General features: G+C 47.7%; 10 protein-coding genes. 7 read left to right on the forward strand and 3 right to left on the reverse strand.

Features of this window, described 5'->3' with window-relative positions; all coding sequences use genetic code 11:
- Positions 1–4 precede the first annotated feature (4 nt).
- Positions 5–934, reverse strand: a complete 930-nt coding sequence (locus tag A3750_RS13245) for an ion transporter (protein ID WP_068456807.1) — start codon at positions 932–934, stop codon at positions 5–7.
- A 195-nt stretch (positions 935–1,129) separates the two neighbouring features.
- On the opposite strand from A3750_RS13245, the gene moaB reads away from it, so the two are divergent.
- The 4 genes from moaB to A3750_RS13265 all read left to right on the forward strand — a co-directional run bounded on the left by moaB (position 1,130) and on the right by A3750_RS13265 (position 5,988).
- A complete protein-coding gene (moaB, locus tag A3750_RS13250) occupies positions 1,130–1,702 on the forward strand; it encodes a molybdenum cofactor biosynthesis protein B (RefSeq protein WP_068456861.1) in 573 nt (190 codons plus the stop codon).
- 29 nt (positions 1,703–1,731) lie between these two features.
- On the forward strand, positions 1,732–2,763 hold the full coding sequence (gene pyrC / locus A3750_RS13255) for a dihydroorotase (RefSeq protein ID WP_068456803.1): 1,032 nt from the start codon (positions 1,732–1,734) through the stop codon (positions 2,761–2,763).
- A 118-nt stretch (positions 2,764–2,881) separates the two neighbouring features.
- Positions 2,882–5,047: an immunoglobulin domain-containing protein gene (locus A3750_RS13260; protein WP_068456800.1), complete on the forward strand. Its 2,166-nt coding sequence runs from the start codon at positions 2,882–2,884 to the stop codon at positions 5,045–5,047.
- A 38-nt stretch (positions 5,048–5,085) separates the two neighbouring features.
- Complete coding sequence (locus tag A3750_RS13265; protein WP_068456796.1) at positions 5,086–5,988, forward strand: alpha/beta fold hydrolase; 903 nt, start codon at positions 5,086–5,088, stop codon at positions 5,986–5,988.
- Position 5,989: 1 nt separating this feature from the next.
- Here the strand turns inward: A3750_RS13265 and A3750_RS13270 are convergent, their stop codons facing one another.
- Both A3750_RS13270 and A3750_RS13275 read right to left on the reverse strand, forming a co-directional pair.
- Positions 5,990–6,304 carry a DUF2288 domain-containing protein gene (locus A3750_RS13270; protein WP_068453187.1) on the reverse strand — a complete coding sequence of 105 codons (315 nt, stop codon included), beginning with the start codon at positions 6,302–6,304 and terminating at the stop codon, positions 5,990–5,992.
- An 86-nt stretch (positions 6,305–6,390) separates the two neighbouring features.
- Positions 6,391–7,857 carry a wax ester/triacylglycerol synthase family O-acyltransferase gene (locus tag A3750_RS13275; protein WP_068456794.1) on the reverse strand — a complete coding sequence of 489 codons (1,467 nt, stop codon included), beginning with the start codon at positions 7,855–7,857 and terminating at the stop codon, positions 6,391–6,393.
- A 368-nt stretch (positions 7,858–8,225) separates the two neighbouring features.
- Here A3750_RS13275 and A3750_RS13280 point away from each other — a divergent pair, with 368 nt between their 5' ends.
- From A3750_RS13280 to A3750_RS13290, 3 genes are all read left to right on the forward strand, one after another.
- On the forward strand, positions 8,226–9,215 hold the full coding sequence (locus tag A3750_RS13280) for a S9 family peptidase (protein ID WP_231871819.1): 990 nt from the start codon (positions 8,226–8,228) through the stop codon (positions 9,213–9,215).
- A 100-nt stretch (positions 9,216–9,315) separates the two neighbouring features.
- Complete coding sequence (locus A3750_RS13285; RefSeq protein ID WP_068456791.1) at positions 9,316–10,050, forward strand: hypothetical protein; 735 nt, start codon at positions 9,316–9,318, stop codon at positions 10,048–10,050.
- An 18-nt stretch (positions 10,051–10,068) separates the two neighbouring features.
- A complete protein-coding gene (locus tag A3750_RS13290; RefSeq protein WP_068456788.1) occupies positions 10,069–10,881 on the forward strand; it encodes a crotonase/enoyl-CoA hydratase family protein in 813 nt (270 codons plus the stop codon).
- The last annotated feature ends 167 nt before the right edge of the window (positions 10,882–11,048 follow it).

Raw genomic sequence — 11,048 nt, forward strand, 5'->3', positions numbered from 1 at the left:
CCTGCTAACTGCGATAATGATCGACCACATTTATGGCTTGCTCGAGCGTCAGGCCATATTCGTGCATCAAATACTCCACTTCCTGCTTCTCCAAACCATTCAAGTCGATGCTTTTCAGCGACTCTTTCATTTCTTTGCTTAACACTCGCTTATGTCTGGAGACTCGGCGCTTTCGGTCATGGTCGCGGATTAAACGAACGAATGATGAGGCAAACACACCAGCCGGTATTGCCGCAATACCAACGCCAGCAATCATCACAACTGCGCCAAACAACTTGCCACCAAGAGTAATCGGTACAACATCACCGTAGCCAACCGTTGTCAGTGTGACTAAGGCCCACCACATAGAGCGCGGAATGGAACCAAACGCCTCCGGCTGAGCAACCCGCTCAAAAATATACACACCGGTTGCTGCGGTAAAGCTAATAATGATCATGATAATCATCGCCGCAAACAGCGTGGAGAAGTTTTCCCGATACACCGCTGCCAGAATTGAAAGCGATGCAGAATATCGCGTTAGCTTTAGAATCCGAACGGTTGTCATCACTTTTAGGAAACTAAAGTCCTGAGCAGCGCTATCCGGCACTAAAATAAGCATTAATCCAGGCAAAAACGACAACAAATCGATAACGCCCATTGGCGAAAAAACATAATTGAGCCGACGATTAAGCGCACTATTGCCATGCTCTTGCGGGGCTTCAGCCGCTACCCAAATGCGCATCAAATAATCGGCGACAAAGATCAAAGTAAAAATCGCGTGAACGTGAATGCCTGAGTAATGAGCACTATTCGCCTCGTTTTCAACCGAGACAAGAAGCACCTCAACCATATTGAAGAAAATCGCTGCAGCAATCACCAGATTTATAAGCCAAGCAATCAGCGACCTTTGAGAGGGTTCATTTAAATATTCGTACCATTGCTCACGAGAGAACATGGCTGGGCTTCCTTTACTTTACTTTTGTTGTGTTTTATTCGAATTTCACGCTACGAGCGACTTACAAGCGAGCAGGCCTTAATGCAGCCTACTACAAAGTGTATAGTAAAACGCTCTCCAAGCATGTTTACAGTTTCAAATTTCATTTTCAACGACCATAATATGCGAGCAAAGATCGCGCTTGGAGGCCCTATCATGAGTAAACAATGCACACAGTCACTTATACCTCTAAAAATAAGTGTTCTTACAGTTTCCGACACGCGAAGCGCAGAAACCGATACATCTGGCCAATACCTAACGGAAAGCCTGCAAGAGGCCGGACACACACTTTGCCATCGAGAGATCGTCATCGATGATGTTTACCAGATTCGTGCAAGCTTATCTCGCTGGATCGCAGATAAGGAAACACAGGTCATTTTAATTACTGGCGGTACCGGATTTACATCGCGAGACAGCACTCCCGAGGCCGTCACACCTTTACTCGACAAACTTGTAGACGGTTTTGGTGAGATGTTTCGTCAAATATCGCTAGAACAAGTAGGTACTTCAACCATACAGTCGCGTGCTTTGGCTGGCATGGCAAACCACACACTGATTTTCTGTTTGCCCGGCAGCAATAATGCCTGTAAGACCGCGTGGGATAACATTATTGTCAGTCAAATAGACAGCCGCCATCGCCCATGTAATTTTGTTCCACAACTAAAGAATATCGATATCGAAGCCTGTATAAGTCGCGAATTGGCTGCCGAGCAGCCTAGCGAAAGCTAGCAGTAACCCCAACATAAAGAGCCCTTTGTATGCAACAACTGACACTCACAAGCCCTGACGATTGGCACCTTCACTTTCGCGATGGTGACATGCTTAAGGAGACCGTACCAGCAACCGCGCGATGTTTCGCTCGCGCGATTGTTATGCCAAACCTGGTACCCCCGGTCACGACTGGAGAATTGGTGTCTGCATATCGGCAACGAATCGAGGCCGCGCGACCAGCGGGTTCGGACTTTCAACCCTTAATGACGATTTATCTCACGGATCAGACAAGCCGAGACGATATTATTGCCGCCAAAGCGGCCGGTGCGGTTGCAGCCAAGCTATACCCTGCTGGAGCAACCACAAACTCCGATGCGGCAGTAGCAAGTTTGGAGTCGCTTAACCCTGTTTTTGAAGCGCTCGCCGAAGAAGGTATGTTATTGCTCATCCATGGCGAGGTAACGCACAATGACGTGGATATTTTCGATCGAGAGAAGCTCTTTATCGATCAGCATCTAAAGCGCATTCATCAAGACTTCCCTTCGCTGAAGATCGTTTTCGAGCACATCACAACGAAAGACGCTGCCGAATTTGTTCTTTCTGCAAATGAGCAAGTGGGTGCAACCATTACGCCGCAGCACCTATTGCTAAATCGAAACGATTTGCTTGTGGGGGGCATTCGTCCTCACAACTTTTGCCTTCCGGTTCTTAAGCGCAACATCCATCAACAAGCCTTGCAGGAAGTGGTTAAATCCGGATCTCATAAATTCTTTTTGGGAACAGATTCAGCCCCTCATGAGAAGAGCAAAAAAGAGAGCGCGTGCGGCTGTGCCGGTTGTTACAGTGCATGGAGTGCCATCGAGTTGTATGCCGAGGTATTTGAACAACTCGATTGTCTCGATAAGCTCGAAGCATTTGCGAGCTTCCATGGAGCCGATTTTTACGGCCTACCTCGTAACACGGGCAGCATCACCTTAGTGCGCGAAGAGTGGACAGTGCCCGAGACAATGCAGCTTGCTAATGGCGGTGAGATAGTGCCGTTCTATGCAGGTTCAACGTTAAACTGGAAACTCAAATAACACCTTACTTATTAGTAAGACAAGAAGTACAAGATTTAATCAAAATAATGAACTGAACGCGGTATCCTAGGCGTTAGGAAGTTTTCTCACAGCTTGGATACCGTTCGTTCAACCCGCCATGTACTCATCTTTTCGCCACATTGCCTGTTTGATCATCTGCTCCGTTGCGCTCGCAGCCTGTAGCTCAGGTAGTACAGATGAACACGGCGCCAATCAGGTCCTAGAAACCGTCAAAGGGCAAGCCGTCAAAGGCGTAATTAGCAATGGTATCGTCAGCGCCTACGCGGTTGACAGCGAAGATCAGTCGCTCGAACTCATCTCAACGACGGAAACAGACCCTGCTGGCAACTTTGCTTTACAGCTGACTCAAACAAGCTTTAACAAACCCGTTCTTTTACAAATCACATCAAATGCGCAAACCACTCGCATGAAATGTGACCAAGCAATGGGCTGCACCGGCAAGACGGATGGTATCTGGTATGAATTTGGCGAAGCCGTTCCATTGGAAGATGACTTTCAATTACTCGGTCTTGTTCACGCTCACAGCGACAGTCGAGAGTATAGCGCCCACATCTCTTCGCTGAGCCACCTCATTGTTTCAACCGCGCTTAATCTCCCTGACGGCCTGACTTTCGCAAACATTCAACAAGCCAAGAACTGGATTGCAGATACGCTTGGCTTACAAACGGACCCGCTCACAACGCCCTTCATCGATATTACCGATAGCACTAATGTCGAACAAAGCGACGCCAGTAGTTTCGTCATCTCATTATTAGGCGCAAGCTTGTTTGAGCTTGCGCAAACACAGAGCTGGTATGACGCGGGGATTACTATCAATGACATAGCGCCCAGCAATCTATTCAAGAACAGCGCAGCAATTGCCGAGCAGCTCTCTGTGACGCTGGCACAGGATACTCTCACTCAAATGGACACGCTGCTCGCTAAAGCGAACAGCGCTTCGACGGAAGGCGGCTTTCGCATCCTCTCATCACCGGAGAGTAGAAGTACGACCTTGGGTGAGAGTTTTTATTTTCGCGCTCACGCAAGCGCACAATCTGCGTTGCAATATCAATGGCTTCACAATGGCGCAGAGATTCCCGGAGCAACTAGTGCCATTTATGGAAAGGCAAGCGCAAAAGGCAGCGACGCTGGCAGCTATCAGGTTCGCGTTTCCAGCGCAGGCCAAACACTTTTCTCAAGCCTAGCTACCCTGCAAGTAAATACAGCAAACGTTGCTCTGGACTTTTCTAGACAACCTCAGGGAGCAACACTCGTAAGTGGTCAGTCATTAACGTTGAACGCAAACACCAATATCACCGATAACGTCGAGATCCGCTGGCAAAGGAACGGTAGTCTTCTGACCAGCCAAAGAAGCCCGACCCTCCAAATTAGTGATGTAGCAAATAGCGACTCAGGCGCATACAGGGCAATTGCATCGCGCAACGGACACATCATCTATTCCAACTTTGCACACGTCCATGTCACAGACGCATTGAGTGGCATACAAATTACTGAGCACCCGCAAAGCACGGCGCTGCTGAATGGACAACAAGCAGCCCTTCAAGTAGTAGCATCAGGTGGCGGCTTTTTACGCTACCAATGGTTTAAAAACGGGGTGAAGTTGAGTGGCGCAACACGCAGCTATTTGACACTGACGAATGTAAGCCCGTCTGACGAAGGCAGCTATTTCGTCGAAGTCAGTAACAGCTCGGGCAAGATTGCCTCAAGTCGTGCCGAGATTCAGGTAATTAGCAATAGCGCGGCGCTGGAACTACTTGAGCATCCGCGTTCAGCACAGGTATACCTCGGAGACTCACATACGCTCGGCGTTCAAACATCAGCACAAACATCACATTCCTACCAATGGTTTAAAAATGGCAATCCTATCACAGGCGCAGAGTCCGGGTACTTTACCATTCAAAATGCCTCAGCCGAAGATTCGGGCGCTTACCATGTTATTGCAACAAGCGCGCTCGGCTCTCTGACCTCAAATTCTGCAAACATCACTGTGCGCGAACGCCCCTCCCTCGCGCTATCTTGGGCCATGCCCTCAGAGCGGGAAAACGGAGAACCACTGAATCCAAGCGAAATATATGGCTATCGTTTGGAATATGGTTACAAATCCAACTCGATTCATAATGGTGTTACCGTCGTCGGAGCAAACAATACGCAGTTTACTCTCGCTAACCTAAACGCAGGCAGTGTCTACCTTCATATCGCAACAATCGACTCGGATGGAATAACAGGCCGGTTCTCCGCGCCCATTGAGGTTTACTTACCTTAATCCAATGTAGTCCTGTTGTTGAATTTTGGAGCAAGAAAATGCCACGTTTTAATACGAGTGATAACGCCAGCCTTTATTATCGAGACATCGGTAAAGGCCCAACTATTATCATGCTCCATGGTTTTGGCATGCACTCTGGGCACTGGCTTCCTTACGCTTGGGCTCTATCACAAAAATACCGTGTCATTATTCCAGACCTTAGAGGTTTCGGCCGCTCTCATCACGCAGATTTTAGCGAGACCTGTGCCGTTTCAAACTTTGCCAGCGACATAAATCAGCTCATTAGTCACTTACAACTTGGAGAGTTCAAACTCATCGGCATTTCTATGGGAGCGCTGACATCACTAAAGCTAATAGAAGCGCACAGCCCCAAAAAACTGCAGCGCTACCTGCACATTGATCAAAGCCCCTGCTGTGTGAACAAGAGCGACTGGCAATGGGGGTTATTTGGTGACGAACATGACAGCCGCTTTGAAAACGCAGAACGACTCATCGAAGATCTTGCGCCCTTTATGACGCGAAAAGCGGCTTATGAGGAGATTCCTCTAGCACTGCGATGGCAAATTCATCGTGAGCTTTCCGAATTTTTTGCTTCCGCGCTCTCGAACCCAATTCACAAAGCCCTATCGAGAGTACTTATTTCTAAAGAATGGGTGTCGCAACAAATACTTCCAACCGAAAACTGGTCAGCCTATATGCACTGCCTGAACTCCTACATTACCGAGCGCTACGACCTACGATCAGCGGTAACAAACAGCAACGTACCGATTGATATTCTAGTGGGAATGAAATCGGACATGTATCCTGCAACAGGGCAATTAAGAATGGCTGATTTGAATTCAAATTGTAGCGTCATTCCATTTACAAAAAGTGGCCATGCGCCATTAATTGACCAACCAATAAAGCTCTCAAAGGAACTTTTCCGCTTCGCCGCAAGCTAGTCTAGCGCTGCTGAACAAGAATCCAAGGCTTGATCACAACTGCCCACAGCAAAGCGTTGTCATTTGACCAGCTTAGCGCCTGATCGTCCGCTACCTGCGCCACTTTCCCCTCACTCATCCACTGTTTGATTATGTCAGTGTTGTCCGCAACAATCTGCTCTGCGACCAGTAAGAGGTCAAGGCCCTTATCCACAGCAATTACATTCCCGCCCGCAAAATGCGGTTCCAATTCTTTCCAGGAAATTTGTGCGGTTTCGAGATTCAGCTTTGTGGCCAGAGGGACCTGTGGTTTGTTGTCATCTTGTGTAGAAGTCATGAAGAAATACGCTCGTCGCACTCACTTTTGGGAGCGCGAATTCAAGCATTCCTCTTCTAAAAAGACAAGCCTCGACTTACTTCGGCCTAGCCAATGATCGTCGGCTGGACAAGGTCTTCAATGTAGCTGGCAACCACATCGGTTCTGTGCAGCTCAATCTGCGCCACAAAACGAGAAACAATTCGCTCAGGATTGGGCAACAAGCGCGAGTCACCAATTAAGCCAAATTGGATTTGACCACCATAACTAATGATACTTAAGCCAATTCCAAGATCACCCGTTTGAGGTACCCAGAACATTTGCTCCTTGATTCGAGAGCCCGCAATAAAACGCGGCTCTCGAGGCCCTGGAACATTTGACATCACCGCCGTTGTCTTGTTGCCAAAACTCTCCGTCAAAGCGCGCTGCATGCCCTTCGGCAAAAGGCCTGCGGCATATAAAATTCCATAAGAGAGTGCCGGTTGAAGCGACTGTTTCAGTGCGATCATGTCATGCTTGATCTTATAAACGCGCTCTAATGGATTCTCGATATCTACCGGTAAGGCGGCAAATACGGTTCCGAACTGATTTCCAAGCTCATCAGGGCGCTCACTCAAATCCATCTGATCAGGTGGCCGAATATTGACGGGAATCGTCACATGAACGCGTCGCCCTTCAATATCCTCACCCGCGCGGATCAACTCTTCCCGAAACGCACCAGCAACACAGGACATCAACAAATCATTGATCTTGCAACCAACGACCTTGGCAATACCGTGGAACTTATCAAAACTCACAGGATCAGACCAAGCGCAGGTCTTCCTAACGCCAAGCTTGCCCTTCAACGTCGTTCTGGGATCGGCAGGCATCGTCGCCAATTGCGCGAGCTCGGTTGCCGCTCGAACGCCATCACCGACAATGCCACGCATCGCATCTTGGTCGCGTAAAATTCCGATTCCGTCGGTTGAAATTTTCTTCGCAAATTTCGCATAGCGATCAGCTCGCTCGGTCGCTGTATCGATCAATCGCTGATATCGCGGCCATTCGTAATTCACTTCTTCCTTACTTTCTTCATTCGACGCCGCTTGCGCGACTGAAAATGGCGCGACATTCGCGCTACCATCGGTAATCGAGTTAAAGACGGAAATAAGTGCCAAGCCATCTGCGTAACAATGATGAACACGAAGAATGATCGCTTTGCCATCGCAGTAATTATCAACAAAGTGAATCTGCCACAGAGGCTTGCTTTCATCAAACGGAACGCTGCTTTGATCTGCAAGATATTTCTGTAGCGACTGTTTATCGGCCTTTCCGGGAAGGGCTACCTTTTTTACATGATTCGCCAAATCAAAGTACGGGTCTTTTTCCCAAACATACTCGCCCGATACCTGAACTGGTCGCGTCATAAAACGAGGGAATCGCAGAAATCGATTTATAATCGTATTTCTAAAATCTTTGAACTCCATCTCTTCGGTAATGATCATCGCGTTGATGATCATTAGATTGGTTGGCGAATCCATGCGCAACCAAGCAATATCAACCCCAGAGAGGGGTTTATTGGCATGATCGGTCATACCCGGTTCCTGTCATTATTTTTATAGTTTAATTTTAGTGCTAGGATGCAAACCAAGGCCGAGGAAGCGAAAAAACAGGGCGTCTTAATTTAAAGCACTTAGATAACAAAATGTTATCACAGCTTACATAAATTAACACTCCCGAAGTGATCCTCTGCCATAATTGAATCAAGGCCTTAGACGAAAGTGTTAAACAAGTCTTAAGGAAAAGGGCCTATAATGAAGTAAGACGCAGCCGACCACTTTTGTGTTACATTAAAGTCAGGTTTAGGAAAACCGAAGGCTACGCAAGCTAAGGACAGCAAAGTACGCACCGTTACTACTCAAACAAATAATGTGGTGCAGATTAACTGGGGAGAACGATTGCTGTGCAAGCTACTCACGCTAGAAAGTTAATTAAGCCTATTGCGCAAACATACACTGAGATGTTCTCAGGAAAAGTGTTTACCGTAGGTAAAGGTGCTGTCAGTGTTCGCAATCACTCTGAAAAAGCGACACATACCGTTATCGGCGTACATGGGTTTCTTGAGAATCACTGCTATTTCACGCAAGCGTATCAAGAACCAAGCACAGAACTTATTCTCCTTACCTGCAGCAACTACCATATCCCAGTTGAAGGCCCTCTTCCTGAACCAGCAAGCTGGGAAATACCGATCAAATATTTAGAAGGCACCATTGAGTACGACGCGTGCATTCTTACTCAAGCGCTTGAAAACCTCCCGACAACCAACAAAATTCGCATTCACGGACATTCGCGTGGCGGCGCGGTTATTTTGGAAGCCGTCAATCAGCGGCCAGAGCTTTTTGAGCATGTCGAAGTTATTCTTGAGGCTCCTGCACTTCCCGGAGGAAAAACACATCCGCTCGTGTCTGCTCTTTTAGAGCCGGTGAGTCACGGCATGTGGCCATGGGTCATCCGCTTAATCAATAGCACTCCATCTTCGTCTTACGGCCAAATGTTTTTTGGCAAAATGAACCCTCGAAAACGAAAGTTACTGCATAAACTGTTCACTGCAACCAAAGACCATCTGACGATCGTACGCAACATTGAAAACCTCTTTGCATGGATGGATAAAGCCGATTACTCGGCATATCAGCACCTTCGCCATGGTACATTTTTGATCCCTAAGGTAGATCGAATTCTTGACCGTAACCTCATGCTAGCGAGTGCTCTTAAAAGCCCCACGGCAATTCGCGTTGTAGAAACTGGTGCTCTCAGCCACTTCGTGACGCTGGATGATCGTAAATGGATTCCATCTTTTGACACGATTCCGTCTTCAGAAGAAGCCGAACGCATAAAACAACAGCAGAAACAAATACGCGCGGCGCAAGCAAAAGCCCTCATTTCAAACGGCTAATTCCCCTGAAATGTGCCAGTTAAAGTTTGCATCTTCCGCTTAGCGGTTTACACTCGCGGACTTGTCATTTATTTTGCGAGACAGGTTTACCAAGCGACTCATGTACCGTGACAGAATTGCATCCACTCCGGCAAAAGGCGCGGAGGCCCAGCGACTCAAGAATTTAATGCTGGATTACCATGACTACCAGCAATCCCCCTTAAACCCAGAGCTTTCGAAACTCAAAATCGATCTAGCAAACTGGCAATCAGCTCGCCTGAAAACCACACACAGCGATCTCTACAGCAACCTAAACTTCAAGGATGGCATCGATTTCCTTCTTCAGGAGCTCTATGGTGTCGAGGACTTCAGTGCGCGAGACCGAGATTTAGAACGGATATTCCCAAAACTCATCAAGCTCCTGCCGTCATCCTTGCTCGGGACAGTATCCAATCTCGTCGAGCTAAATCTGCTCACACAACGCCTCGATGACGCGCTCGCAGAAAACCTCTTCAACGACAGCAAACAGTCGGATATCAACGAGCAGTCTTATGTCAAAGCCTACCAGTCAGCTTCCCGCCGCGAAGACCGGTTACGACAATTAGTTCTGGTAGAAAGAGCGGGCGAGCTGCTCGATCGTCACGCAAGAAACCCGGTCCTGCGCTTTACTCTTTCAGTTTCTGAGAAACCCGCAAAAAAATCCGGCCTACACTCCCTGCACGGGTTTTTAATGCGAGGACTTGATGCTTTCTACCGGATGAGCGATGTTGATTTGCTGATGCAAACTTTGATCGAACGCGAAAGCCGGATACTATCCCGTATCTATAATGGCGATCCCCAGCCCTTTAAACTTTAAAAATTAATCGGAAAACACATGTCAAAAACCATCATCAACGACCGAGTAGAACTTGAGATCACCAATCAAATCGCATTTGTGAAACTCGTTCGCGCAGACAAACTCAACGCACTCGACATGCCTATGTTTGAAGCGATTATAAAAGCCACCAAGCAGGTATCACGCAACAAGGAAATACGTGGCGTCATTCTTTCTGGCGAGGGCAAGGCATTCTGCTCAGGGCTTGATGTGAAGAGCATGCTCAAAAATCCGATGGCGGCGATCAAGCTTTTGATCAAGCCAGGAACAAAGTTTTCTAATATTGCGCAAGATGTCAGCTATCTTTGGCGAGAAGTGCCTGTCCCGGTCATTGCGGTCACTCACGGAAAGTGTTGGGGCGGTGGTTTTCAAATCGCTCTAGGCGCAGATTTTCGCTATGCACAAACAGACTGCACATTTTCCATTATGGAAACAAAGTGGGGCCTAATCCCTGACATGGCGGGATCTATCGCCCTACGAGAACTTCTTCCAATAGACAGAGCAAAAGAGTTAACAATGACCGCAGAGGTATTCGATGCGCAAACCGCACTCGACTACAATTTAGTCACGCGAATTAGTGATGACCCAATGCAAGAAGCAATCGCGTTTATCGACTCTCTCAAACAAAAATCGCCAGATGCCATCAGTTACACCAAAAAATTGTATAACTCGGCTTGGCTTTCAACCGTTCGACAGGCGCTCACTCTCGAAACCAAACTGCAACGCAAACTCATTGGTCGACATAACCAGAAACTATCAGGTGCGGTTCATTCGGGTGAAAAAGGCCCCGAAGACTATAAAAACCGCAGTTAAGTTAGGTTCATGCAGGCGGCGTCGCTCGCTTAGAAACGGTAGCCCGCAGCTTCTATTTTCTTAAAAATGTCCTTGGTCAATTGCTGAAAGTCACTTTCTCCAGGCAAGAGAACGTATACATGTTTGCCGCATTTATCAGGATCATAAGCATCGTTTTTCAACGGTGC

The sequence above is a fragment of the Oleiphilus sp. HI0079 genome (assembly GCF_001635105.1).

Coding starts and splice junctions, on each gene's coding strand:
- moaB (WP_068456861.1), top strand. CDS start 1,130: ATGAGTAAACAATGCACACAGTCACTTATACCTCTAAAAATAAGTGTT.
- A3750_RS13290 (WP_068456788.1), top strand. CDS start 10,069: ATGTCAAAAACCATCATCAACGACCGAGTAGAACTTGAGATCACCAAT.
- A3750_RS13275 (WP_068456794.1), bottom strand. CDS start 7,857: ATGACCGATCATGCCAATAAACCCCTCTCTGGGGTTGATATTGCTTGG.
- A3750_RS13285 (WP_068456791.1), top strand. CDS start 9,316: ATGTACCGTGACAGAATTGCATCCACTCCGGCAAAAGGCGCGGAGGCC.
- A3750_RS13245 (WP_068456807.1), bottom strand. CDS start 934: ATGTTCTCTCGTGAGCAATGGTACGAATATTTAAATGAACCCTCTCAA.
- A3750_RS13270 (WP_068453187.1), bottom strand. CDS start 6,304: ATGACTTCTACACAAGATGACAACAAACCACAGGTCCCTCTGGCCACA.
- A3750_RS13260 (WP_068456800.1), top strand. CDS start 2,882: ATGTACTCATCTTTTCGCCACATTGCCTGTTTGATCATCTGCTCCGTT.
- A3750_RS13265 (WP_068456796.1), top strand. CDS start 5,086: ATGCCACGTTTTAATACGAGTGATAACGCCAGCCTTTATTATCGAGAC.
- pyrC (WP_068456803.1), top strand. CDS start 1,732: ATGCAACAACTGACACTCACAAGCCCTGACGATTGGCACCTTCACTTT.